The sequence below is a fragment of the Pseudomonas japonica genome, from assembly GCF_013522925.1.
In the GTDB taxonomy this organism is placed as follows: Bacteria; Pseudomonadota; Gammaproteobacteria; order Pseudomonadales; family Pseudomonadaceae; genus Aquipseudomonas; species Aquipseudomonas japonica_A.
This window is the reverse complement of the sequence record NZ_JAAMQU010000017.1, coordinates 16646-39866: the sequence shown is the minus strand read 5'-3', so window position 1 is coordinate 39866 and position 23221 is coordinate 16646. Positions and strand designations below refer to the sequence as shown.

Sequence of the window (23221 nt, the reverse complement as noted above, 5' to 3'; positions counted from 1 at the left end):
GCGTGTGCTGGGCTATGATCGCATTTGGCAAGGTAAAACAGCGATAGCGACAGTAGTGGTATTTGGCCAGTCATCGGGTCGCATGATCTTCGTCTGGTTGCAGGCGCTCGCTTGGGGCAAGCTGCAAAGGCGCAATCACGGTGTTGAGGAAGCCCCTCCTGGTGAAGGCGTCAGCCGCGTCTGCGGCCCTTGCGACCACTCGGTGTGAGAATAAAATGAACAGTCGTGAATGGCTCTGCATTGCCCTTATTTCCGGTGTGGGTACCGGCCTTGAAGTCTCTCTATTGCTGTATTTGGGTGCGGTGTGAGTTTTCAGCGTACCTACTCCCGAACGCCACCTGTTGATAGCATCGCACGGCTACAGCAGCCAGGATTAGGCAGGTAGCCAGGCGGCACTGCCCACTACGGCCTGTACTGGATGCACAGCAGCCAATGGTTACGATGAGCGCAGGCCATGCTAGGCATCACTGTACTGAACACGGCGGTCGTCACACTGGCGGTGCTCATCCATTATGAATGCCTGCTGCGGCTCAATGCCTGGATGCCCCGGCTGATCCTGTGGCACCGATTCAGAATCGCCTTCGGCGTGCTTGGTGCATTGGTGGCCCACGCCCTGGAAATCTGGTGTTTTGCCCTGGCCTACTTCAACCTGATACGCACGGGGGGACACGGCAGCCTGGTTGGCGCATTTGATGGGACCGTGCTCGACTGCGCCTACTTCTCTTTCGTCACGTTCACGACCATTGGCTTCGGGGATATCGAGCCCATCGGGGCCCTGAAGTTTTTGGCCGGCCTGGAAGGCTTGACCGGCCTTGTGTTGATCAGTTGGACGGCGTCGTTCCTGTTTCTGGAAATGCAACGCTACTGGAAGGACCGCTGAGGCCTGGCAGGCAGCGTATAGCGGGTCCAGTGCTGGAGTGACCCACTAGAAATCCTCGTTCTTCGAAGCCTTCGATCAACAACCCTTACGCTTGTTGATTCGCCGCCAGGGATGGATACGCACTGACGCCGAAGACTCACCCTTGCTGGTCGCTACGACGCCGGTTGTACATGTGGGAAGTTTTCTGGGCCTTGGCTTCAGCTTGAGCCAGGGCCTGACGGCCTGCAGGAGTTAATCGTAACTCGATGTATCCAAGGCGGACGCCGGCCACCAGGCCGCGCGCGATCAGCGCATCGATATAAACCACGCAGTTCCCGTTCAAGGATGATTGGCCTTCGCCAATCGCCGAGAGCAGCTGCATTTCCTGTGGAGTGGCAGTCATCGAATGACCTCCTTCAGAGGCTAACAGAGAACGTGGATGGATCTGCGGCCGGAAGGCAACGGCGCGACCACCTCTGGTCGGACGGCTCATGCAACTTTCGGGGGACCCCTTCGCCGTGAAAGCAAAACCGCGTTCTTCTGACGGCTTCGCTTAGGAATTATCCAGCTATGCCCATCCGGCACTCCAAGCGGTTTGCAGCAGGACACTGTTGCCGTTTCTGATGCGTGCTCCATATCCAGCCAGGAATCAGCGTCGCAAGATACCCTTCCTCATCATAGACAGGGAAAGGACGACTATCCATGAAAAGTTGTACGACACCTATACAAAGCGGTATGGCAGCGACAATGTCGTACAGGACGGTCTCCTCGCCACCGTATGATACGCGGCCGGCGAACACGCCTTGCGCAGCTGCGCAAGGCGTTAGGTCTGCCGCCGTCGTGAGTCAACGGGCAGTGCTAGGCTCACCTATCATCCGATATGCAAAGCTCACGAGCATTGACTGGAGCGTGCCGACCTCATGCCTTACCGCAAAGCCAGCCTCGTGTTTGCCGCCACCCTGGCGACGGTTGTCATGACCCTGACGGCGGCCGTAGGTCCTGTGACGCTGCTCTGGACCAACCAGACCCGGCTGGAGCGCAATAAGGTCGAGCAGGAGCTGGAAAGCGTTCGTACCGTGCAGGCGCTGGTGGTAGACGCAGAGACCGGACAGCGGGGGTATGCGCTCACCGGAAAGGAGCGCTTTCTGCAGCCCTATTACATCACGACCTCGTTATTGCCCGGCGCGCTCAGGGAACTGCGCGAGGCCTATGCAGCACGTAGCCCTGAAGACATCAATCGGATCGATCAGCTGATCAAGCAGGTCGATCTGAGGATGGAGCACCTGGATCATGTGATCAACCTGCGAAGCGGGGGTGGATTTGAAGCCGCCGAGGCTGAAGTGTCCAATGGGCATGGAAAGGCATTGATGGATCATCTGCGCAGTCTCTGTGCGCTCGTGTTGGCAGATGGATACCAGGAGCGGGCCCTGCTTGAAGAGCGGCTCGAACGAAACCTGCGCTGGGCAGTGGGTTTGTCGGCTGCCTCGTTTCTGCTGGCTCTGGCACTGGTACGCTTCATCTTTGTCTCGATGCGGCGAACGATACAGCAGCAAACCAGCCTGGTGACCCAACAGAAGGAATCCTCGGCGGCCGCCATCGCCGCCTCGGCAGAGCTCAACCGAAGCCTGGAGCGCCTGGAGCAGCGCAACCATCAGATCGGCATGATCGCGGAATTGGCCCAGCTGCTGCAAAGCGAGCTGAACCAGGAAGAAACCCTGAAGCTGGCCAGCTCGTATTGCCGGCGCTCACTGGCCCGTAGCAGCGGTATTTTCTATCTCTACCGAAACTCGGCGGACGTGCTCATGCCAGCAGCGCGCTGGGGGACTATGGACGAGGCAGAGGGGCCCCTGCTCAATCCCAAGGACTGTTGGGCTGTAAGGCGGGGACGTCGATACGTTGTCGGGCCCGACGATGACGTCCGGTGCGGTCATTACACATCGGAGGCTGATCCGGACAACACCTGGCACGTTTGCCTACCGCTGACAGCCTATGGAGAGATTCTCGGATTGCTGCATATCTGCTTTCCAGGGGTCAAGGAAGTCTCGGAGGCGAGCCTGCAGTGCTCCGAAGCCATCGCCGAGCAGACGGCCCTGGCCCTGGCCAATGGCAGGATGCGGCAGGTGCTGCAAAGCCAGTCGATCAAGGATCCGCTGACCGGTCTTTATAATCGCCGGTTCATGGAGGAAACGTTGGAGCGCGAGCTCGCGCGCGCCAAGCGGAGCGATTCCACGCTCAGTGTCGTCATGCTCGACCTGGACAACTTCAAGTCGCTCAATGACACCTATGGACACCCTGCAGGCGATGCTGTCCTGCAGGCGTGTGCAGCGCTGCTGAAAAACGCCTTGAGATCGTCCGATATCGCGTGTCGATTCGGCGGCGAAGAGCTGCTGGTGATCCTTCCCGATTGTGGGATCGAAGACGCCCGGATCAGGGCCGAGGCCATCAGAAGCGCATTGGAAAAGATGAGTCATCAGGAAATAGACGGAACGTTCAAGGTGACGGGCTCGTTTGGGGTCGCCTCCACCCGCGAGTGCGGACTCAACCAGGGCGCACTGCTCAAAGCGGCGGATGCCGCCCTCTACAAGGCCAAGAAGAGCGGAAAAAACAAGGTCGAGCAGTGGTTGTCGCTCCTTCCTGTCGGTACCGGCGGATAGTCCGGGAATGCTTACATTACGATTCCCCCTCTGTTCCCGCCGATGCCCTGCAAAATGTTGGACGCCGTTGCACGGCCCTTAAATTTCCGCCTATCCAACCGGCTAGAGCTTGAACCGGGCCACCAGTCCATTGAACGAGGTGGCCAGTTTTGAAAGGTCGGCGCTGGAGGCATTGATCTGGTGCGCACCGGTCGCCGTCTGGGTCGAGAGTGCCTGAATGGTCGACAGGTTGCGGTCCACTTCCCGAGCTACCTGCGCCTGCTCCTCGGCAGCAGAGGCAATGACCAGGTTCTTCTCGTTGATCAGCGATATCCCCTCGGTGATCTTTTCCAGGGCTTCGCCGGCCTGGACTGCCTGGGCCCGCGTGGTGGACGCCAGGGTTTTGCTGCGGCTCATGGCGGTCACCGCTTCCTCGGCACCGGTGCGCATCAGGTTCATCATGTTCTCGATGTCCGCGGTGGAGGCCTGGGTGCGGTGGGCCAGTGCCCGTACTTCATCGGCCACCACGGCAAAGCCGCGCCCCTGCTCACCGGCGCGCGCGGCTTCGATGGCCGCATTGAGCGCCAGGAGGTTGGTCTGTTCGGCAATGGCCTGGATCATTCCAAGGGTTTTGGTAATCTCCTCGACCCTGGACGCGAGCACTTCCACCTTTTCGGTCGAATGGGTGATTTCATCGGCCATGGCACTGACCGAGGCCACGGCCTCGCGCACCTGATCGCGACCTTGAGCGGCATTACGGCTGGTCTGTTCGGACGCCTGCGAGGTGCTGGCCGCGTTACCCGCCACTTCCTCCACGGCCGCCGTCATTTCGTTCACGGCCGTGGCCGCCTGTTGAATTTCGTCATTCTGCCGAATGAGGCCCTGCGTGCTTTCCTCGGTGACCGCGTTGAGTTCTTCGGAGGCGGACGCCAGCTGATCGGCAGCCTGGGCAATGTTCTGCACCGTGGTCTTGAGGTTGCCCTGCATGACGTTCAAGGCGTTGAGCAGCACACCGATTTCATCCTTGCCTGCGCTGGCCAGCGGGTAGGAGAGATCCCCTGTGGCCACCCGATTGGCACTGTCGACCGCCTCGGCCAGCGGACGTGTGATGGAGCGGGTGATGACCAGGCCCAGCCCGATCGCGGCGAGGAAGGCAATCACTACCCCACTCAGGAGGGTCAGGTCGGCCTTGCGTGAATCGGCTTTCGTCGCTTGAGCCGCTTCGGCACTTTGCCGGTTGTTGGACGAAACGATCACTTTGAGCGCATCGTTGACGGCCTGGTAGGCCTGCGCAACCTGCTGCTCGAACACCTGCGTGGCGCCGCTCAGGTTACCCGCGTCTACCTGGGCGATCACCTGATTGGCATGCTGAATATAGACAGGCCAGGCCTTTTCAAAGTGCTCACTGGCCACGCGCTCGTCATCTTCCTGAGGGGTCTGCAGATAATCCTTGAACAACTGCTCCACCTCCGACTGGTTATCCTTCATCGAGGCCACCGCCTCGCCATACCCGGCAGGGTCGGCCTTCATGTACGTGAGCAGCAGGGCGCGATGAAGGTCACGGTAATGTGCGACGCTGTTGGCGCGGGCATTGCTGGCCTTGTAGATGGAGACAAGGTTGTTGGAAACAACATCGTCCAGGTTGTGACTAAGCATACCGATGCCCGACCGGCCCGTGAGGCCTACGGCCAGTGTGATCAACGCACAGGCCACGAAGGCCATGAGCAGACGTCTGGACAGCCGGGTATCGCGCAAAATACTCATATCGAAAGCGTCCACTTCACAATTGGCGTGTTCACAATCAAAGCACAAGGAATGAGCGTTGGCAGGATGTCGGCAGCGTCACGGAAAATACGGCACGTTTTTTACCCAGTACAATGCTTTGGGCTAGCCAGACACGTCAGGGCCGATGCATAACGCCACCCCAGGGAGCGATGCCATGTTTTGGGATACCGACGAAGAGAAGGCTGGACGCCTGGCCGAGTGGGAGGAGCTGGTCAACAACAGCCGTGTCCAGGGCGAGCTGGAGGGCTGGGACGCCGACCTGCGGCGCCTGGCTACCGCGTTGCGTACCCAAGGCGTCGTGCATGGCATCGAACCTGTGAACCTGCGCGCGTTGGCCGGCGCAGCGTACAGCCACCTGGCAGCGTACAGCCACCTGATAGAAGACGAGATCACCCGCGAACTCAGCGCGGACAAGGAACCTACCTGATGAGTAAAAATTCCCCCTTGATGGTTGAATTGCCGGATTTTGTACTGGGCTACATCTAGGACGCCGCCCGAGCCGACATCCACTATTTTGGACTGGACAGCGATAACGATGACGTGCATGAGACGGCCATCACCAAGCGGCAGGAGGCCATGGCGATGCTAGCCGAGGCCATGATGAACCTTACCCAGGGGCCCATGTTGGCGGGTCGCTGGCTGAGGCGCTGATCGAGCGTGAGGAGGTCATGCGCGCGCACCGGGAGGCGGCCGAGAAAGCACGCTGATCGTGGGAGTTCGAGACGTGGCTCCCCATCCTCCAGGGCCTTGGACTACGCTTGGTGAAGAAGCATACCCATAAGCCTGATGTGTGGAGTAGCCCGATGAGTGAGCCTCTTGCCCCTGAAACCATTGCAATCATCAAATCAACCGCCCCGGCCCTGCAGAAGCACGGGGTCGCGATCAGCACCCGAATGTACGAGCGATTGTTCGTCGATCCCGAGATCAAGGCCTTGTTCGACGAGGCCGCGCACACCTCCGGTGAGCAACCGCGGCGGTTGGCCGCCGCCATTCTGGCCTTTGCCAACAACGTCGATCGCCTCGATGTCATCAATGACGCGGTCAACAAGATCTGCGCCCGCCATGTGGCCACCCACATCAAGGCCGAGCATTACCCGGCGGTAGCCGAGGCGTTGCTGCCGGCCATTCGCGACGTGCTGGGGGACGCCGCGACCGATGAAATCCTCAATGCCTGGGGACAGGCCTACTGGTACCTGGCCAATATCATGATCGAGCGTGAAAAGACGCTGTACAGCCAAGCGTCCTGACCGTTCGAGTCTCTAGGCCCTGTCCGCTCACGGACAGGGCCTTTTCGCACCTGCAGGGCAGGTTCAGTCAGTGCAGGCGCCGCTTAAACGTCTGGCGCCAATTGCGTGGCGAAGCGGCCTACGGCACTGACGACCTTCTGCGCACCGTCCTGAATCTCCACGATGACATCGCCGGCCTTGGCGGCCAAGGTCAGGCCCTCCTGCGCCTGCTCCCTGCCGATGGTGATGATGGCGACGGCGCCAGAGGCCAGTTTCTGGTTCTGTTGCACGACGCCGGCAATCTCGGCGGTGGCCTGGGACGTGCGGGACGCCAGTTGACGGACCTCGTCGGCCACCACGGCGAAGCCACGACCCTGCTCCCCCGCCCGCGCCGCCTCGATGGCGGCATTGAGGGCCAGCAGGTTGGTCTGTTCGGCGATCCCGCTGATGGTCTTGATGATCGTGCTGATGATCTGGCTTTGCTGGTCCAACGCCTCAATACCCTCGGTGGCATCGAGCATGTGTTGAGCCAGTTCCCGCATCACCGCCACGGTCTGATGAACCACCTCGGTACCCTGCTGGGCACTGGTGTCGGTCTGAACGGAAGTGCTGTAGGCGATGTTCGCCGCTTCGGCGACGGCCTGCTCGCGGGTGACCTGATCGGTGATGACCGTGGCGAATTTGACAATCTTGACGAGTTTGTTGGCGGTGTCGAACACCGGGTTGTACGAGGCCTCCAGCCAGACGGTACGTCCCTGGCTGTCAATGCGCTTGAAACGGCCACTGGCGTATTCACCCCGGCGCAGCTGCTCCCAGAAGGCCTGGTAGTCGCTCGAGCTGGCCTCTTCGGAAAAGCAGAACAGCCGGTGGTGTTTGCCACGGATCTGCTCGAGTCGATAGCCCATGCCCTGAAGGAACTGCGCGTTGGCCGTGAGCACATGCCCCTGGACGTCGAATTCGATCACGGCCGTGGAACGCAGCAGGGCCTGAATCATGCTGTCCTGTTCGCGCGAGGCTTCGATGGTCCGTGTCAGGTCGCTGGCATAAATGAAGAACGTCGTCACCTTGTCGTCGCTGTCCTCCACCGGCACCACCAAGGCCCGCAGCCAGGCTTCGCGGCCATCCTTTCTCAGCAGGCGCAGCACGCCGCTGAACGATTCGCCGCGGTCCAGCGCCTTGCTGACCCGCAGGTGGAACGCATCGTTCCTGGCCGCCGCCGGCACGAAGGCATCCAGCGGCTTGCCCAGCACGTCCTGCTCGGCATACCGCAGTTCGGACTGAAAATTGGCATTGGCATAGGAGATCCACCCGTTAGCATCGAGGTGGAGCACCAGCATGTCGGCGTCCAGTCCCTGGCGCATCTTATGAACCGTTGCAAGCTCCTTGCGCAACGCGGCAACTTCGGCTTTGAGCTTTTTATTGAACATGGGGCACCAGGCGTAACGCCATAAACTGATGATCAAACAGTCGGCCTGCCCAGGGAACTCTTGAGCCTTTAAACGCCTTTAATTGTTAAAGTCATAATAGAAATGTCCAGATAATTACTTAGGTAGGCAACTATCTAGCGAGGGATCCAGGAGTAACAACCGCTTCGTCGGAAAGAGGCCTGAAAGCCTCAAGCCAGTCGGGTTTGTGCCGTTATTAGGTAAAATTTGGAGTAAGGCTCATGATCCGAAAAATAGCCGTCTCTGATCTAACGATCGGCATGTTCATTCATGAGGCGGCCGGGGCAGGTATCACACAGTCACTGTGGAAGGTGGGTTTCAAGGTACAGCACCCGGTCGATCTCAAGCGTATCCAGGACTCGGGCCTGTCCGAGGTCTACATCGACACCAGCAAAGGGCTTGATATCGCGAACGAGGTCCCTGCCGCTGCACCGGCCAGCCAAGGGAGCTTGCACGAGGAGGTCGAGCAGGCGATCGAGGTCTGCACACGGGCCAAGCATGCCGTTGCCAGCATGTTCACCGATGCCCGGCTGGGCAAGGCCATCAACAACGAGGCCTCCATCGCGGCGGTCGAGGAAATCACCGCGTCGGTGATGCGTCATCCGCATGCGCTGATCAGCCTGGCACGGCTCAAGTCCTCGGACGAATACACCTACATGCACTCGGTGGCCGTCTGCGGGCTGATGGTGGCGTTGGCCAAACAATTGGGCCACTCCGCCGTTGAGATTCATGAGGCCGGCGTTGCCGGGCTGCTGCACGACATCGGCAAGATGGTCATCCCCGTGGAGATCCTCAACAAGCCCGAGAAGCTGTCGGACGATGAATTTGTCGTCGTGCGCCAACACCCTACCGGCGGTTCGGAGATCCTGCGTAAAAGCAATTTCAGTAACGTCGCCGCCCTGGATGTCTGCTTGCACCATCACGAAAAGTTCGACGGTACCGGTTACCCGCACGGGCTTTCTGGTGAGCAGATCAGCGTCATGGCCCGAATGGGGGCTATCTGCGACGTCTATGACGCTGTTACCTCGGCCCGACCGTACAAGAAGCCCTGGGGCCCTGCGCATTCGTTGCGTGAAATGGCGGGCTGGAAGGGCCATTTTGATCGCCGGTTGTTCCAGGCCTTTGTGCGCACGGTCGGGATCTACCCTGTAGGCGCGCTGGTACGGCTCTCCGACGATCATTTGGCGGTAGTGGCCGAGCAGAACGAGAAGGTGTTGCTGACCCCTAAAGTCGTCGTGGTGTTCGACTGCAAACGGCGAAGAATCCTGGACCCGGTAGCGCTCGACCTGGCCGATGGCGATCGGCGGATCGTGTGTATCGAAAAACCCGAAGATTGGGCACTCGGGGATCTGGACGCCTTGTGGTCAGGGGTCTCAACGACCCGGCAGTGCCTGTTCAGCTAACGCCCCTGCCGTCGCATCGGTGCGGTAGTGGGCTGGCCAGGCGGCTGCGCTGGCTTGCGTCACGCGGGCAATAACCCTGCCCAATGTAGTGGCTTTATGGTATCATTTTTGACACTGGTAGCGCCTGGGTAGGCGCAACAGGAACCGAATGCAAGCACAGCCGCGCTGATGTCTTACCCGGCGCCCAGTGCCTTTATTCCAAGGCTTGACCAGTATTGGATTGTCACACTTGGAATGATCATGTTTCGCCAGATGCCACGATTCATCACGCTACGTACACTTATTCTGGTGCTGACACTGACGGCGGCCATGAGCATGCTCCTTGCCAGCATCATGGTGGCGTACGTGACCTACCGCAATGCGCTGATACGCCACTCGCTCGACGTCAACGAAGCCTATGCCAAAAAGATTGCCGCCGCAGTGGACGGGAATATCCTGGAGGGCATGTCCCGGCTCAAGTACAGCGCCCAGGCCATGGCTCGCGGCGGTGATCAAGCCACGGAAATGGACCGTCTACTTCATCAGGATTCCACATTCAACAGCATTCTGGTGGTCAGCCCTGAAGGCGCCATCCAGAGCGTCCTGCCCCCGCGTGCCGAATTGCTCGGTGAAACCCTGTCCGGTTGGTCGGCCCAGTTAACGACGCGCGCGAGCATAAGCTCCTCTTTTTTTTCAGCGGCCGGTAACGTTCTTTTCTACGTGTCCCACCCCGTAGCTCGGCCCAACGGTGTGCCTGGTAACGTGTTGGTGGCCACGATCAATGTCAAGGCCGACAGCGCTTTTCGCAGGTTGCTGACGGAGCACAGTTTCCATAACCGTGCGTTCCTGTACCTGGTCGACGGCGAAGGGAATTATCTCTATCACCCGAACGAAAGCGCACTGGGCAAGCGAAGCGATGATGACATTACCCGGCAGGCCCTGCGCCGTGGTGAAGGCGGTTCGGTCATCATCAAGGACGTCGCCGGCGGGCTGGCCCTGGTCGGCTATGCGCCGATCGGCCAAACCCCCTGGGGGGTCGTGCTCAAGCAACCGCTGCAGGTGGCCGACGGCATGGTCCTGGACCTGGTCAAGTCCATGGCCTGGGGTATCTTGCCCCTCGGGCTGGTGGGTTTGGGATTGACCATCTGGGGTGCAACCAGGATCAGTCGTCCTCTGCGCCAGCTCGCCGAGGGGGCCCGACGGCTGGGCGAGGCCAACAGTATCAGCCTGATCAAGGAAGCCGGTGGCTGGTATGCCGAAGCGTGGCGGATCAGACGCGCGTTGCTCACCGGCATTGGCCTGATGAACGAGAAACTGGCCACATTGAATACTCAAGCGTACCGGGACCCATTGACGAACCTTGCCAACCGCCGCGCCCTGGATGAAACGCTGGCGAATCTGGCGGATCAGGGCCAGCCGTTTTCCGTCCTGGCGGCCGATATCGACCATTTCAAACGGGTCAATGACACCTTCGGCCACAACGTTGGCGACACTGTACTGTGCCGAATCGCCGAAGTCTTCAACCAGCAGCTGCGTCAAGGCGATCTTGCCTGCCGGGTGGGAGGGGAAGAGTTCATCATCGTGTTGCCCAACACGCCTGTTTCCGCGGCAGTTGCCTTGGCCGAACGAATCCGCACGGCCGTACAGGAGACACCCCTGCTGCCCGGCCATCCGCTCACCCTTTCGTTGGGGGTCGCGACCTGGAACAGTCGTGGTGACGAAACCGTCGCGGGCACCTTGAAACAGGCCGACAAACTGCTGTACGTGGCCAAACAGAGCGGTCGCAACCGCGTGGCCTCGCCTGCAGCGCTGCTCAGCGCCGTGACGTGAGACTTCAGTAGGGGCATGACGATGTTGGCAGGTTGGAGCGCAGGTTTGTTCGGCACGGCCGCCGGAATCAGCTTCGCACCGTCCAGAAGACGAGCTATCGGTAGGGTCGATTACCGAACGTGATTAGCCGGGCTGTGCTGTTTGGATCCGCCAGGGGTCCCTCCTTCGCTCTAGAATGGCGATGAACAGCGAGACGGCCCTCTCCCGGTCAGTAGGCGGGTATGAGAAAATCACGGCTTGTCATTCCGCGCGGAGCATTACGTGGACACTTGGTATAGATTCCCACTCGGGCAAGGCGCGGCTGAATACCAGGCGCTGCGTGAGGTACGTCAGTTGCGACTGCGACACGAAAGCGCCAGGCCGGACGTCGCGTTCCCTGTGCTGCTTGACCAGGTAGACGTCAGCCTGTGGCTGTACCTGCCGCCGGGGAATGACGCGCTGGCAAAAGAATTGAAGGGGGTCCCCTGCCCCAGCCCCGAGGAAGCGCCAGGTCGCCTGGTCAAGCTCAGCGAGGAATATCACCCGGCACACCCGCCGCTTCGTATGCCACGTTTTGATAGTTTGGCGTTGGACGTCGGTGCTGAAGCGTTGGGCTTTCCAGCGGTTGGACCGGACCCTGTGCTACCAGACCTTTCAGCCGACGTGAGCCCTTCGGTTCTTGGGACGTTGCAGCCCGATCGCAGCGAGGGGTAAGGTCGTTTGTCGCCGCCGGCCTGCCCCTTCTCATCGCTCCAACCAATCGAGCAGTTCCTGGCCGAGGCGGGTTAGCCTGGCCGTGACGGTAATGGCATCGGACTCAAGGGCGCCGTTCAAAGTGATGTGCCCAGACCGGGAAAGCTCCTCCAGCCAGTGGCATGTTTCTTTATCCAGGCGGATCGGTAAGCCCCGCGCGGCCGCGATAAGAATGCGTGAGGTAATCGTCGTGGGAACGGGCATGGTCAGATCAATCAGTGTGTTGTAACGACCCGGCGTTGCCCGTGGGTTCAAGCGGCTAACGTCATGGTTTGTCGGAGCGGCGACGCTGGTAAGTGCGGGCAGACGGTTGCTCGATGGGCCCTTCAGCTTGCGAAAGCACATGCCGTCCCTCAGGCGTCAGCCGCAAATGGAAGTAGCCGAGGCGGACGCCGGTTACCAGCCCTCGTGCAATCAGGGCGTCTACGTGGACCACCCCATTGCCGGTGACCGTCGACATACCTGAGCCAATGTCTGCCAGCAGCCTGAATTGCTGAGGGGTTGGTGTCATCGTTAACCTCCTTCGGGGCTGCCACGAGGACGGTCTGTTGACCGCCGTCCATATGGCTGCCCAACGCGTACCTGCTCGGACTGCTCCTGGAGTTCTGACAGGTACTGTCTGCCCCTGGGTGTCAGCACCAACTGTGTCCTGGCCTTGGGGCTGCCAGAAAGAAGCTGGGCGGTGACATAACCGGCGCACATCAATGATTGAAGCAGAGGCTTGTCCTCGTGATCGAGGCGAGTCCAAGCCTGTTCCAGTACCAAATCCAGAAGACGCTTGTGTTCATCATAGACAGACATAGGTCGAGGCACCATCAGCAAGGTCGGACTGGACAGCGAAACGGTATCGTCTAGGTAAAGCCGACTTCATTCGACTCGGTGAAGAGCCAGCGAAGTGGCCAGCACTGTCGGTCGGTGTGTTGCTACATCCGTACGCGAATCGTCGCGATTGCTGCTTATGCCTTCGGTCCTGCCGCGTAGAGTCTGTGGTCACCTGGTCCCACAGCTCAGCGGCATAACGTGAATCCATTAAGTCCGGCGCTGTATTTGTAGACTTCTGAATTTCCCCTAAAAGCTGATACATACGCTTCTCAGGACAGGGTGGTTAATCCTTCGAAAGCAGCAATCAGGTTCCTACGTATGTTCCCTATGTAATAACAACGCCACAGAATGGATCCGTTACTTCAATAAATTCTGTGAATAGGACCAATGTTTCCAGGAAAATGACGCATTCGTGATAAGGATCCATTACAGCGCATCCTAGGCATCCAGCCTTTTCCCGTCCACTCGTGCCGACGAAGCGATGGCCTTTGGCATCATGATTCCTTGGGCAAGACCAAACGCGACAATCTGTGCTGATCGAGTTGCCCTACCCTGCCCACGATACGTGGCTGAGCAATATCCTCTCCAGGCGGTGGAGTGATCGACCGAACACCCCATACCTGATCCGCGCAAGTGACGGCTCCCGATGGCGAGCGCTGGGGGAGACCTAAACCGTAGGTTTCGAAAGGCGCTGGCCATGGGCTGGCTAAGCGCACTGTTGATGGAAGGAGTGGATCATGCGGCAAAGGGGCAGCCGGCGTAGATCGACGGCCGATAGTCCAGCGGTATAACCTACCGTTAGGCGTAACGCACAGAAGCATAGAGCAGAGCAAATGAAGGCAGCCAATGAAGCCTTGAACCTGACCCGGCCCTTGCAGGCTATCTGGGTCGGTAATGATGAGCTGTATGGCGCCAATGACGCCGCCGACGCAGTACCGCAAGCCGACCCTACATATGGCCAGGCGTGCTTCAGGCTGAAGAATGTGCGCGCTTTCAACGTCACCCTACTGGAAAGCCGATCCGTTCAGCCGCCTGGGCTGGGGGAAGCCTTCTGGCAGCGGCTGGTCATGACGCAGACACCGGGTAACCCGCGCGCTTGTCTGCCATGAGAGGACCGTGGCCAACCGTGGCGGGGCTGCAATTGCCTCGGTATCTTGAGAGTAAATGTCAGTCCCTGCTGGAGGGCATCCAGCGCGCGGACACGGCTTCCAACGCTGTACAGGCCGAGCAGCGCGCTGCAGGTTTTATCGAAGCGTTGGAACTGTTGCAGGTGATGCCCTTGGCTCGAATTGAGCGGCTGTATGCACTGTATAAGCGCGCCCTCGCCGCACGACTGAGGGGTGGGAATGATCAGCAAGGGTATTGATGAAAGCCAGAGCCGCGTTCTTGGTGTTAGCCATTCGGCGGTGTTGCAAGGCTGGCCGTATTGATAGCTGAACCTCGCGGCTGATCGGGTGCATCATGAGCGGCATTTAAAGGGCTGCACCGTAGGGGAGCTTCCTACCGGTGTTCGAACTGCCACTGAGCCTCAGCGCATCTGTCACACAATCCATCCCCTGCATGGGCACCACGTTCGACGACGGGGTGCTCGCACTGGGCACATATTGGCCACTTTCTTTCATAGCCACACCAATGACAGGTGGAATCTGCTATTAAAAACATTTGAACGTTGCACGATACACACTCCTGAACGCCTTCTACGGGAGACTGATTAAAGGGGTCTTCGTGTAAGGTTAAAAAATTGTCCTCAAGAAATTCTATAGCCGATTCGATCTGCCCACAGGAATAGCATTGGAGACGAAAATCAAGGGTATCGGTAGGAGTGGTGTGATCGACATCCTCTTGTAGCGGTTTGAGCAGTGAGGAATAGCAAGCCTTGCACCTGCACTCCTTCATGAATTCAAGCGCCGGTAGAGGGTAATGGAGATCAGCCCATTCCTGACTGATTTGAGCTTCGCAACTTCTGAAGAATTCGTGCGTGTCCAGCATTGTAGGCCAAGCGTCACCGAGTAAGGCACCAGGCAGCTCACCTAATTCCTTCGTAATAAAATATCCAAGCATGGGGAAAAGCGTCGATATGGAGGCTTGGATGCCGCTGACCGGGTCTGTTGGATGTAAGTGTTCAAGCGCATTTCTACAATCACGAAGAGGTGTCAAAGCGCTCCAGTCATGATAAATGTTTAAGCTCTTCAGTCTCGCTTCAATCATATGCGCATCGATGGTCTTGCGCGGGTGTGGCAGTGGCGACCAGGCGATGGTACCAGCATCGGTAACATGAGGCAGGATGGTCTGGGGGACGTAGATTAGTGCTTTAGCCTCCTCCGGTGTTGCCGCTAGCGACGCAATCTTGTATTTGAACAACAGCAGAACACCGGCATAGATATTTCTCGCGGCCGATAGTGCGCGTGCCGACTGCCCAGGTTTATCCCTACTGATTACAAAATCTTCGACACCCAGTTGGATTGAGCTGACGGCATTTCGGAGAAGTTCGGCGACCTCGAATTGATTCTTTTTTGTAGACCGCTTGCTGCCTGTCATATCCGTGGTCCTAAATGATTAGCACTGAAGCCTGCGTTTTTAATTCTGATAAACTTTGGTAAAGGCTATACTGTGTCAGCCCCGCTAGGTTGAGGATGAAGGCGCGCCGTTATATCTACGCCAAGTGCCTTGGTAACGGCTAAGAGGGTTTTCAAGGTAGGGTTACCGTGGCTGCTTAATGAACGGTAAAGCTGCTGCCGGGATAAGCCGGTTTCCTGTGCCAGTTCCTTCATACCCCTGGCTCGCGCCACGATGCCCAGCGCTTTAGCGATATACTCGGCGTCACCTGTTTCGAATGCGTCGGACAAAAATATGGCAATTGCCTCCGGTCCTTTCAACCCGGCGCTTGGGTCATAGTCATACAGCGGTTCTTTCATATCAAACTCCAGCCGTTCGGCAATTCCACCTTTCCATGACGGAAGCTTGGCTACTTTTGTCAATTACTTTGGCCTCCGCCGCTTGGAATGAAGCGCCTACAAAGCGCTTGGCTAAGCATAAACTCAAAGCATCGGTAGCCGCTCCGAAAAGGCCGCGTTTGAGCCATCTTTACCAGATTGCAGGTGATCTCTGACCGATTGTTACACCGCTATCAGGATTGTAGTGTGGTCCAAAAACGATACATGGCACAAGCATAGGGCTCAGCCCTTAGGATGGGTTGCGACTCGATTCGTCCGAAGCACCTGGCGTGGGTTTATCCTCCACCGCCCCGCACCGCTAAATTTTCGCGCCCGCGAAAATGAAGCCTACCTGATGGGCCTTTTCAAAAATTCTATAGATAAGCCAACGGGCTGAGGCCTGTCGTCACATGATGGCAATATATATCAATGGCCGAGCAAGTCTGATTGTTGGTTGATAAATCTTTTTGTATGTTTTACGCTGTGGATCCACCATCATTCAAGGCTTATTACATGTCCGAAAAAGGCGGCGTTTCCATTCCCGTATTTGAATGCCTGTTCAACGGTTCTGAATCCATCACCAGCTTTACCAAGGAATTTGATCGATCATTGTATGAGGCATTGCCTCACCTGTATGTCGTCTGTATTGCGAAAAACACGGGTAAGCTTAAGCAGCTGGTAGGTGGATTTTTCATAAAAACCAGCTATCACCATAATGATGGTTACGAATTCACAGCCGCATTGCATACAGCGCTCATCACTTCAGACACCCTCCGTCAGTTCGATAGCCCTGAATACAGCCTGCTACCCGCCCGTCTTGGAGTCTTGGGCGCAGAGCCTCTATCCGAAGGCGAGATGCTGAAAATCTTCAGCCAGCAGTACCTCAAGTTTAATACTGCTGCGGGTAATGCCTGATTATGCATTCATCAGTAACCGAATCGAGGAAGATTAGATGACTGAAAAACGATACACGCTAGATGACTTTGATTTTTCCAAGGTCAACCAGCCGCGCCTTGGGGAGCCCACAATCTTGCTTCGTTTGGTTGAAGGTGCAGGCGTAGCACTTTATCGCCATGATGATGATAGCGGCGCAGAGCTTATCCCCGCCGCTCCCCACCTATTCCCTTACCGAGGGGGTTATACCTGGGGCTACGGCGGTTCGGGGCCCCGGAACCTCAGCCATGCTATATCGGCCCATCTCTTTCAAGACTCACTGTTAACAGACTCGGACCTGATTGAACGGGCCTCCGTTATCTTAAGCCTGATCAGCCAGCTGCCCCAAGATAAAGAACATGATATAAAGGTCGCTGACATTGAAAAGCTTTTAGCTTAGTCTGATATTTTTGGACAACAATTGATCAAGGCGCTTCACACGGCTTGGAGTGGATATATGTTGACTGCGCTATCATCCGATCAGCGACATAGTTTTGAGCAGCACATGAGCGATCCTTATGTCCTGTACCAGCAACGCATCCGGTATTTTATGTATTCCTGCAAGGAGCAATTGGCCGGTCAATATCGAGTGGGTATTGTTAAACGCCTTGACCAATGCTTGGCGGTAGCGGTCCTGCAAAAGCAGGAATGGCATGACAGTTTGAAGCTTGTCTTGGCGCAGGCCGTGGAGCTGAATGCGCTGCATGCCAGCGATCAGGAATTTTTCCTGTCGCACCTGGGCCGTTGCACCCCCACCAGCAAAGATAAACCCCCATCCCGCCAGTATCGTCGCGTTGGCCAGCCCCGCGCCTATTGATGACCCGCAGCCGAAGGCAGTCCCTCCGATGGAGCGTTGCCTTCGCGCGAATTTTCCCAAGCCCTACCGCCGGGTTGTTTTTCTTCACTGCGTTCCACCATCTGCCTTTCTGTTAAGGTATTTCGCCCTTCGCGCTCAATTTTTCCTGCGCCACCCACGCGGTTGCACCTATGTACGATGATGTCCTTATCAGTACTTTACCTTGTAGGTCGGTGAGTCCTCCGGCCGGTTCTGCCGCCGATCATAGATCCGTGTAGTACTGATGTTCGCATGCCCCAACCAGGCCTGGACCTTCGCAATGTCCGCCTCATGCTCCAGGGCATTGGTGGCTGCGGTTGCACGCAGCCCATGCACCCCCAGGCCAGTGACCTCGATGCCGGCTTTCTTCGCATACGCTTCCACCACGGTATAGATGCCATTGGCGGTGACGCCGGCGCCAGTCTGCCGGCCCCGCAGGGGCATGAACAGCGGGGCCTTGGGGTTCACCAGGTGATGCGCGGAGCGCTCCAGGTAGGCATGGATGCGCTCGGCGGCCACGGCGTGCAGCGGCAAATAACGTACCTTGCCGCCCTTCCCCTGCACCAGTAGATGCTTCACCCCACGCCGCTCGAGCATGTCGCTCACCCGCAGCTGCGCCGCTTCTTCCCGGCGCAGGCCGTGGTAAAGCAACACCGCCAGGATGGCCCGGTCGCGCAGCCCTTTGAGCGTGGTGTGATCGGGAGCTTCGAGCAGCGCCTTGGCCTGATGATCGCCGAGGGCCGGGGTCTTGCCTTCGTTGGTTTCGATCCGGGGCCGTTTGACCCCATGCACCGGGTTGCCGCCGGCAACCGCATTGTTTTCCAGTAGGTGATCGAACAGGCTGGCCAGCGCCGCCAGCTTGCGGCGGATGGTGGCCCCGGCCAAGCCGCGTCGTTCCAGATCGGCCCGCCAAGCCAAGACGTGGGCCCGCGTGACCAGACGAAAGTCCTCCGCACCGGCGAGTCCTATATAGGAAGAGAAATCGGTCAGGTCATTCTGGTACGCACGGCGCGTGCGCGGGTTGTCGATGTTCGCAAACCATTCCACCGCGGCGGGCACCCGGCTCAGGTGCTGAAATTCCACCGCCGTGAGCCGCCGCTCCCCTTCCCTTTCCGGGATAGCCAGTTCTTGCACGCGCGTCAGTCCTCAAGTCAGGTCGGGAAGCTTATCGGTTTCACAGTCATAAATAGCACAGTTCCGAGGTGAGCGTACCAACCCGATCAAAGCCGCTGATAATTGGTGATAATAATATATTTTATCACTAGTAATGGACGCTACCCTCTTTGTGCTCCCCTTTGCAGCAAAATCAGCCTGACCTCGCCACACTTAGTCACGAGGATGAATCTGCTTCAGATCTTGGGAGTGCGTCATGGCTGCTAATGCGAAAATCCGTTCCGTCACCGCCCACGTTCCGGTGGAGCTCGCTGAGCGCGTCGATGAAATCGCCGAGCGCCTGGAGCGTTCGAGAAACTGGATCTTTAAACAGGCCTTGACTGCCTGGCTGGACCAGGAGGAAGAGCGCAGCCGGCTGACCCGTGAAGCGTTGCTCGATGTCGATGCCGGCCGGGTGATCGATCACCAGGCGGTGCAGGCCTGGGCCGCGAGCCTGGACACCGAAACGCCGTTGCCGGTACCGCGCTGATGGAGTTGCAGTGAACCAGCAAGGCCGACTCTGACCTAGTTCGCTGTAGGAATTCTGGACCCGGTAAATCGCCCGGTGGGCCGCACACGGGTGCAACAACTCACGGGTACGCCGCTTACGCTGCTGACAAATCCCCACTTGGATGAGCACTGGAAGGGTTCGAGCGTCGGCTATTGATAGAGGTCATGAGACTGCAGGATCAGATATGTACTTACTATGCTCTTGGCATAATCGCAGAAATTAATAATGTGCTGACTTAGATGTCAACTTTCGGCCATCTTGTATAGGTAGTTATATTCTATGGCTTTCTTTATTCGCTATAGCTGTTGGAACGGGTTGGGCTATCGTTGAGTTGTCTCCTTTTGATATTTTAAAACGATCAGCAGGAACTGAGAGGATAGTGAAGTTACACTCAAGGTTTATAAGCTGACCAACGGCTTCAAGGAACCTTCTGGGTTGCCGATAGATGGTTACCAAAATGCCACTACGATGCCCACTCATGGCTTCCTTCGTCCTGCGTCGCTTCCTCGGCCTTCACCAAGCATGGCTCGATCTGCTCCTCATTGCGCTCTTCGGCGCTGGCGTGCTGACGCTCTGCATCGAGCTTGATTTTTACGAAGTACTAACGGGCTTCAACGCCCGGCATGAGCGGTGGCAGGCGGATGAAGTGTTCCTGGCTTTCGTTGTGATCGGCTGGTGTGGATTTATCTTTGGTATCCGCCGCATAGCCGAGCTGCGGCGGGAAATCCACAGCAGACGTCTGGCGGAACAAGCTGCGCTAGAAATGGCCACTCATGATCCATTGACGCGGCTGCCCAACCGCAGAGGGCTGGACCTGAATTTTCATTCCCGGAGACTAAATCCGAACGAGCCTTTCTTCCTGGTAGTGTTCGATCTTGACGGCTTTAAATCCATCAACGACGTATACGGGCACAGCGCTGGTGACCGGCTTTTACAGGAACTCGCCTGTCGCATACGTACGGCGTTGCCGGAAGGCGACTTCGCCTGCCGCTTGGGTGGTGATGAATTTGCCTTGATTATCCGGTCGGCAAAGACCCCGGAATCCGCTAGCTGCCTTCTGGCCCAGCTGACCCCACTCCTTTCCAGCCCGGTGACGTTCGATTCTATACGCCTTGTAGCGGCGAGCACTTATGGCGTTGCTGAATATCCCAAGGACGGAGACAACCTGAGCAGTCTCCTTCGCCGTGCGGACCTGGCCCTTTACCAAGGCAAGCACGATGGTAAGGGCACCATCTGTTTCTTTGACGAGCGTCGTGATTGCCGCCTGGAGGAGCAATCACAAGCGACGCAGTTGTTACGTGAAGCCCTTGACAATGGATACCTGAGCCTGGCTTATCAGCCAATCGTCACGGTTAAGGGGGAGCGGATTGTAGGCTTTGAAGCTTTAGCCAGGCTGACTCATCCCTTGCATGGGGAAATCCCTCCCTCCAGATTTATCCCGGCCGCCGAGCGCTCAGGCTTGATGCGAGATGTAACAAACCTCCTGTTGGAGCGCGCTTGCAGGGAGGCCCAGGGCTGGCCTGCACACCTATGGTTGGCATTCAATCTAAGTGCACTGGACCTACGGGATGAATGCCTGGTTCACCGAGTCCAAACCGCACTCCAGCGAAGCGGCCTTGCCCCCAACAGGCTGGAGTTGGAGGTCACGGAAACGGCGGTCGTGGATAACATTGCGTTGGCTCGAAAGCACCTTGAAGCGCTACGGGGCATGGGAATCCGTATTGCAATGGATGATTTTGGAACGGGATATTCAAGTTTGGCCCAGCTTGGCAACCTCAATTTTGACAAGCTTAAAATTGATCGCTCATTCATAAACACCGTACTGGAAAATGATAAAAATGGCCGTATCGTCAGAGCCATTATTCACCTGAGCGAAGGGTTGGCATTACCCGCAGTCGCTGAAGGCGTTGAAAGCCAAGGCCAAGCGCAATGGCTTAGCGAGGCGGGCTGTCCCCTGGCGCAGGGGTATCTATTTAGCAAACCTCTAACGGAAGCCAGACTCCGAGAACTGTTGAGCGCACCCTTGCCTGACTATGGTTGATGCCATCGACGGCTGAACGTCAGGCCGTCCACGTTGCCCGTGGAAAGGCCAACCTTGCACTGCATCATGCAGTTTCCTGACGTCGGTGGATGAAAAGACGTGCCGGTCGGGCGCTTGTTCCGGCGTCCCGTATCAAAGGTGGGCTAGCCGCCTATGGCGCCTCGCGAGGCATAAACGTCCACTGCGCCGCCAGGGTGTCGAGTGATTCGCGCGACAGTTGAATTTTTCCCGCCATGGCCAGCAGGTGGCTGGCGTAAGCCTGGCGGTAGACCTGAACGGTACAGTTGACCACCGCTTCCACTTCGTATTCGGCAAAGACCTGCTCAGGGGTCTCGAGCTGGGCGATGCGCGCGGCTGACCAAGGGTGCCCTGCACACCTTAGCTTCCTATTGCAGCGAACCACCCCGGATGCGCGGCAAGACAGTGTAGGCATCTCTACACCGCCGTTAAACTGCACAATTGTTCCTTTTTTAGAAACAGATAGATTCGTTATGGCTAGATTGTGTCAGGACAGGGCGCAACGTAAATTGGCTCACATGCACCGGCGATGTGCTTCCACTCGGTTGCCATACCCCAATTTGAACACTCTCTACTTAAAGGAATGCCCTGATGACTACCTACAACCGCCTGAACAAAGACGACGCCGTACTGCTGCTGGTTGACCACCAGACGGGCCTCATCTCGCTGGTACAGGATTTCTCGCCAAACGAGTTCAAGAACAACGTGCTGGCCCTGGCCGATTGCGGCAAGTTCTTCGGGCTGCCCACCATCCTGACCACCAGCTTCGAGCAGGGCCCGAACGGGCCGCTGGTTCCGGAGCTGAAGGAAATGTTCCCCGACGCGCCCTACATTCCACGCCCTGGCCAGATCAATGCGTGGGACAACGAGGACTTCGTCAAGGCGATCAAGGCCACCGGCCGCAAGCAGCTGATCATTGCTGGCGTGGTGACTGACGTGTGCGTCGCCTTCCCTACCCTCTCCGCACTGGCTGAAGGCTTCGATGTGTTCGTGGTCACCGATGCATCGGGCACCTTCAACGAAACCGTTCAGCAGGCATCCTGGGCCCGCATGTCCGCCGCCGGCGCTCAGCTGATGAACTGGTTCAGTGTGGCCTGCGAGCTGCACCGCGACTGGCGCAACGACATCGAGGGGCTGGGCAACTTGCTGTCGCAGCGCATCCCCAACTACCGCAACCTCATGAACAGCTACGCGGCATTGACGGCCAAATGAAAGGCTGAACACGCCTTAACAGATGGCAGAAGGTAGACGTCGGATTATTGCGAATCCTGGCGTCTACCTGCTGGCTGGCACGCTGCAGTTCGGCAGCTGGGCCCGCGAGACCGCATAGAAATGCGGGTGCTCGAAGTGTCAGATGGAATGGCTATACACGATCGCGTAGGACTCGATACCGTCGTTGGGCTCTCTGATCCCCGCATTTGAATAATGGGTTACTCGCAGGCCCAACCGTTGGGATGCGCCGATCCTGACCCCAGCACCAATCCGGTCCTCGAAATTGAAGGCAGATCCGAATTTCTGATCCCCGGCGGCAGCGCCCGAGAACATCGCAACTCCAATACCCGCTTCAACGTATGGTTTGACCAAGTCCCCGCCGAACTCATACATGAACACCGGCGCGAAGGAAAGGGAGTGGCGTCCACCGGCTTGATCCCCGGCACCCCAGTAGGTATATCCAAGATCCCAATAGCCGGTCAGCTTGCCCGTCGCGCTTTCCAACCATGACTTCTCCCACCCGAAACCTAGCCCTGCCCGCGCCGTTATACCGCCCTGACTCGTCGCGCCCAGCCCTGCGGAGACCTCGGCGGCATTCAGATTCATGGTCAAGCAGGAGGCGGCGAGCGTGGCCAACAGTGCAGTCTTTTTCATAGTCATCTTCAATCGTTGTAAAGCGATAGCTCCCCGCCTGACGTCGGCTGGGGAACGCAGCCGGAAAACCAGGCTGGGCTTCAGGGAAGTGGTTGGCTTGCAATTGTCTCGAGGGCTGGGCGTCCTGGCTTGCCCCGTTGTGCTCATTTGAGCCCTACAGGACTGTCGAGCGGGAGCGGCTTCGTCCAGGTTTCACCAAAGCTTGCCTTGTAATGCGT

General features: G+C 57.9%; 23 protein-coding genes and 3 pseudogenes. 13 read left to right on the top strand and 13 right to left on the bottom strand.

Features of this window, described 5'->3' with window-relative positions; translation table 11 throughout:
• Positions 1-454: 454 nt before the first annotated feature.
• Entirely contained in the window at positions 455-880 is a 426-nt protein-coding gene (locus tag G7016_RS22210) for a potassium channel family protein (protein WP_181117882.1), read from the top strand.
• Between the two features lie 136 nt (positions 881-1016).
• Here the strand turns inward: G7016_RS22210 and G7016_RS22205 are convergent, their stop codons facing one another.
• The gene (locus G7016_RS22205; protein ID WP_181117881.1) at positions 1017-1262 is read right to left on the bottom strand and encodes a hypothetical protein; all 246 of its coding nucleotides are present in this window, start codon (positions 1260-1262) and stop codon (positions 1017-1019) included.
• Between the two features lie 517 nt (positions 1263-1779).
• Here G7016_RS22205 and G7016_RS22200 point away from each other — a divergent pair.
• Positions 1780-3513 carry a diguanylate cyclase gene (locus G7016_RS22200; RefSeq protein WP_181117880.1) on the top strand — a complete coding sequence of 578 codons (1734 nt, stop codon included), beginning with the start codon at positions 1780-1782 and terminating at the stop codon, positions 3511-3513.
• Between the two features lie 102 nt (positions 3514-3615).
• Here G7016_RS22200 and G7016_RS25690 read toward each other — a convergent pair whose 3' ends face one another.
• A complete protein-coding gene (locus G7016_RS25690) occupies positions 3616-4479 on the bottom strand; it encodes a methyl-accepting chemotaxis protein (protein WP_375139714.1) in 864 nt (287 codons plus the stop codon).
• Positions 4474-5256, bottom strand: a pseudogene (locus tag G7016_RS25685) (MCP four helix bundle domain-containing protein); the annotation flags it as partial. The gene G7016_RS25690 and the pseudogene G7016_RS25685, both read right to left, overlap by 6 nt.
• A 175-nt stretch (positions 5257-5431) precedes the next feature.
• Between G7016_RS25685 and G7016_RS22190 the strand changes: the two are divergent.
• Together G7016_RS22190 and G7016_RS22185 are read left to right on the top strand one after the other, a co-directional pair.
• The gene (locus G7016_RS22190; protein ID WP_181117878.1) at positions 5432-5704 is read left to right on the top strand and encodes a hypothetical protein; all 273 of its coding nucleotides are present in this window, start codon (positions 5432-5434) and stop codon (positions 5702-5704) included.
• 376 nt (positions 5705-6080) lie between these two features.
• Positions 6081-6524, top strand: coding sequence for a globin domain-containing protein (locus G7016_RS22185; RefSeq protein WP_181117877.1), 444 nt, complete (start codon positions 6081-6083; stop codon positions 6522-6524).
• A gap of 83 nt (positions 6525-6607) precedes the next feature.
• Here the strand turns inward: G7016_RS22185 and G7016_RS25680 are convergent.
• Together G7016_RS25680 and G7016_RS25675 are read right to left on the bottom strand one after the other, a co-directional pair.
• Positions 6608-7048, bottom strand: a pseudogene (locus G7016_RS25680) (methyl-accepting chemotaxis protein); the annotation flags it as partial.
• Positions 7049-7153: 105 nt separating this feature from the next.
• A pseudogene (locus tag G7016_RS25675) lies at positions 7154-7840 on the bottom strand (PAS domain-containing protein); the annotation flags it as partial.
• A gap of 329 nt (positions 7841-8169) precedes the next feature.
• Here G7016_RS25675 and G7016_RS22175 point away from each other — a divergent pair.
• The 3 genes from G7016_RS22175 to G7016_RS22165 all read left to right on the top strand — a co-directional run bounded on the left by G7016_RS22175 (position 8170) and on the right by G7016_RS22165 (position 11853).
• A complete protein-coding gene (locus G7016_RS22175; protein ID WP_181117875.1) occupies positions 8170-9351 on the top strand; it encodes an HD-GYP domain-containing protein in 1182 nt (393 codons plus the stop codon).
• Positions 9352-9591: 240 nt separating this feature from the next.
• Complete coding sequence (locus G7016_RS22170) at positions 9592-11160, top strand: sensor domain-containing diguanylate cyclase (protein WP_181117874.1); 1569 nt, start codon at positions 9592-9594, stop codon at positions 11158-11160.
• Between the two features lie 261 nt (positions 11161-11421).
• Positions 11422-11853 (top strand): hypothetical protein, encoded by a 432-nt coding sequence (locus G7016_RS22165; protein ID WP_181117873.1) that lies wholly within the window; start codon positions 11422-11424, stop codon positions 11851-11853.
• 30 nt (positions 11854-11883) lie between these two features.
• Here G7016_RS22165 and G7016_RS22160 read toward each other — a convergent pair whose 3' ends face one another.
• Both G7016_RS22160 and G7016_RS22155 read right to left on the bottom strand, forming a co-directional pair.
• Entirely contained in the window at positions 11884-12096 is a 213-nt protein-coding gene (locus tag G7016_RS22160) for a hypothetical protein (protein WP_181117872.1), read from the bottom strand.
• A gap of 61 nt (positions 12097-12157) precedes the next feature.
• Positions 12158-12403, bottom strand: a complete 246-nt coding sequence (locus G7016_RS22155) for a hypothetical protein (RefSeq protein ID WP_181117871.1) — start codon at positions 12401-12403, stop codon at positions 12158-12160.
• Positions 12404-13547: 1144 nt separating this feature from the next.
• Here G7016_RS22155 and G7016_RS22150 point away from each other — a divergent pair.
• Positions 13548-13823 (top strand): hypothetical protein, encoded by a 276-nt coding sequence (locus G7016_RS22150; protein WP_181117870.1) that lies wholly within the window; start codon positions 13548-13550, stop codon positions 13821-13823.
• Positions 13824-14214: 391 nt separating this feature from the next.
• Here the strand turns inward: G7016_RS22150 and G7016_RS22145 are convergent, their stop codons facing one another.
• Together G7016_RS22145 and G7016_RS22140 are read right to left on the bottom strand one after the other, a co-directional pair.
• Positions 14215-15252, bottom strand: coding sequence for a hypothetical protein (locus tag G7016_RS22145; protein ID WP_181117869.1), 1038 nt, complete (start codon positions 15250-15252; stop codon positions 14215-14217).
• A 65-nt stretch (positions 15253-15317) separates the two neighbouring features.
• The gene (locus tag G7016_RS22140; protein ID WP_181117925.1) at positions 15318-15629 is read right to left on the bottom strand and encodes an addiction module antidote protein; all 312 of its coding nucleotides are present in this window, start codon (positions 15627-15629) and stop codon (positions 15318-15320) included.
• A 531-nt stretch (positions 15630-16160) separates the two neighbouring features.
• Between G7016_RS22140 and G7016_RS22135 the strand changes: the two genes are divergently transcribed.
• Positions 16161-16562: a hypothetical protein gene (locus G7016_RS22135; protein ID WP_181117868.1), complete on the top strand. Its 402-nt coding sequence runs from the start codon at positions 16161-16163 to the stop codon at positions 16560-16562.
• A 37-nt stretch (positions 16563-16599) separates the two neighbouring features.
• Entirely contained in the window at positions 16600-16980 is a 381-nt protein-coding gene (locus G7016_RS22130; protein WP_219856343.1) for a DUF6166 domain-containing protein, read from the top strand.
• A 72-nt stretch (positions 16981-17052) separates the two neighbouring features.
• On the opposite strand, the gene G7016_RS22125 is transcribed toward G7016_RS22130, so the two are convergent.
• Together G7016_RS22125 and G7016_RS22120 are read right to left on the bottom strand one after the other, a co-directional pair.
• Entirely contained in the window at positions 17053-17457 is a 405-nt protein-coding gene (locus G7016_RS22125) for a hypothetical protein (RefSeq protein WP_181117867.1), read from the bottom strand.
• Between the two features lie 129 nt (positions 17458-17586).
• Positions 17587-18549 carry a tyrosine-type recombinase/integrase gene (locus tag G7016_RS22120; RefSeq protein WP_181117866.1) on the bottom strand — a complete coding sequence of 321 codons (963 nt, stop codon included), beginning with the start codon at positions 18547-18549 and terminating at the stop codon, positions 17587-17589.
• Between the two features lie 235 nt (positions 18550-18784).
• Here G7016_RS22120 and G7016_RS22115 point away from each other — a divergent pair, with 235 nt between their 5' ends.
• Complete coding sequence (locus tag G7016_RS22115; RefSeq protein WP_181117865.1) at positions 18785-19057, top strand: CopG family ribbon-helix-helix protein; 273 nt, start codon at positions 18785-18787, stop codon at positions 19055-19057.
• A gap of 499 nt (positions 19058-19556) precedes the next feature.
• Positions 19557-21119 carry a putative bifunctional diguanylate cyclase/phosphodiesterase gene (locus G7016_RS22110; protein WP_181117864.1) on the top strand — a complete coding sequence of 521 codons (1563 nt, stop codon included), beginning with the start codon at positions 19557-19559 and terminating at the stop codon, positions 21117-21119.
• Between the two features lie 151 nt (positions 21120-21270).
• On the opposite strand, the gene G7016_RS22105 is transcribed toward G7016_RS22110, so the two are convergent.
• A complete protein-coding gene (locus G7016_RS22105) occupies positions 21271-21552 on the bottom strand; it encodes a hypothetical protein (RefSeq protein ID WP_181117863.1) in 282 nt (93 codons plus the stop codon).
• 176 nt (positions 21553-21728) lie between these two features.
• On the opposite strand from G7016_RS22105, the gene ycaC reads away from it, so the two are divergent.
• The gene (ycaC, locus tag G7016_RS22100; RefSeq protein ID WP_375139713.1) at positions 21729-22349 is read left to right on the top strand and encodes an isochorismate family cysteine hydrolase YcaC; all 621 of its coding nucleotides are present in this window, start codon (positions 21729-21731) and stop codon (positions 22347-22349) included.
• Between the two features lie 138 nt (positions 22350-22487).
• On the opposite strand, the gene G7016_RS22095 is transcribed toward ycaC, so the two are convergent.
• Positions 22488-23003, bottom strand: a complete 516-nt coding sequence (locus G7016_RS22095) for an acyloxyacyl hydrolase (protein WP_181117922.1) — start codon at positions 23001-23003, stop codon at positions 22488-22490.
• Positions 23004-23221: the final 218 nt, after the last annotated feature.

Excerpts from the sequence above, each read along its gene's own strand:
- G7016_RS22145 (WP_181117869.1), bottom strand. The coding sequence starts at position 15,252 with ATGACAGGCAGCAAGCGGTCTACAAAAAAGAATCAATTCGAGGTCGCC.
- G7016_RS22110 (WP_181117864.1), top strand. The coding sequence starts at position 19,557 with ATGGCTTCCTTCGTCCTGCGTCGCTTCCTCGGCCTTCACCAAGCATGG.
- G7016_RS25690 (WP_375139714.1), bottom strand. The coding sequence starts at position 4,479 with ATGCAGGGCAACCTCAAGACCACGGTGCAGAACATTGCCCAGGCTGCC.
- ycaC (WP_375139713.1), top strand. The coding sequence starts at position 21,729 with ATGACTACCTACAACCGCCTGAACAAAGACGACGCCGTACTGCTGCTG.
- G7016_RS22175 (WP_181117875.1), top strand. The coding sequence starts at position 8,170 with ATGATCCGAAAAATAGCCGTCTCTGATCTAACGATCGGCATGTTCATT.
- G7016_RS22155 (WP_181117871.1), bottom strand. The coding sequence starts at position 12,403 with ATGACACCAACCCCTCAGCAATTCAGGCTGCTGGCAGACATTGGCTCA.
- G7016_RS22095 (WP_181117922.1), bottom strand. The coding sequence starts at position 23,003 with ATGAAAAAGACTGCACTGTTGGCCACGCTCGCCGCCTCCTGCTTGACC.
- G7016_RS22200 (WP_181117880.1), top strand. The coding sequence starts at position 1,780 with ATGCCTTACCGCAAAGCCAGCCTCGTGTTTGCCGCCACCCTGGCGACG.
- G7016_RS22150 (WP_181117870.1), top strand. The coding sequence starts at position 13,548 with ATGAAGGCAGCCAATGAAGCCTTGAACCTGACCCGGCCCTTGCAGGCT.
- G7016_RS22105 (WP_181117863.1), bottom strand. The coding sequence starts at position 21,552 with ATGCCTACACTGTCTTGCCGCGCATCCGGGGTGGTTCGCTGCAATAGG.
- G7016_RS22135 (WP_181117868.1), top strand. The coding sequence starts at position 16,161 with ATGTCCGAAAAAGGCGGCGTTTCCATTCCCGTATTTGAATGCCTGTTC.
- G7016_RS22160 (WP_181117872.1), bottom strand. The coding sequence starts at position 12,096 with ATGCCCGTTCCCACGACGATTACCTCACGCATTCTTATCGCGGCCGCG.
- G7016_RS22140 (WP_181117925.1), bottom strand. The coding sequence starts at position 15,629 with ATGAAAGAACCGCTGTATGACTATGACCCAAGCGCCGGGTTGAAAGGA.
- G7016_RS22185 (WP_181117877.1), top strand. The coding sequence starts at position 6,081 with ATGAGTGAGCCTCTTGCCCCTGAAACCATTGCAATCATCAAATCAACC.
- G7016_RS22210 (WP_181117882.1), top strand. The coding sequence starts at position 455 with ATGCTAGGCATCACTGTACTGAACACGGCGGTCGTCACACTGGCGGTG.
- G7016_RS22115 (WP_181117865.1), top strand. The coding sequence starts at position 18,785 with ATGGCTGCTAATGCGAAAATCCGTTCCGTCACCGCCCACGTTCCGGTG.
- G7016_RS22170 (WP_181117874.1), top strand. The coding sequence starts at position 9,592 with ATGTTTCGCCAGATGCCACGATTCATCACGCTACGTACACTTATTCTG.
- G7016_RS22205 (WP_181117881.1), bottom strand. The coding sequence starts at position 1,262 with ATGACTGCCACTCCACAGGAAATGCAGCTGCTCTCGGCGATTGGCGAA.
- G7016_RS22130 (WP_219856343.1), top strand. The coding sequence starts at position 16,600 with ATGACTGAAAAACGATACACGCTAGATGACTTTGATTTTTCCAAGGTC.
- G7016_RS22190 (WP_181117878.1), top strand. The coding sequence starts at position 5,432 with ATGTTTTGGGATACCGACGAAGAGAAGGCTGGACGCCTGGCCGAGTGG.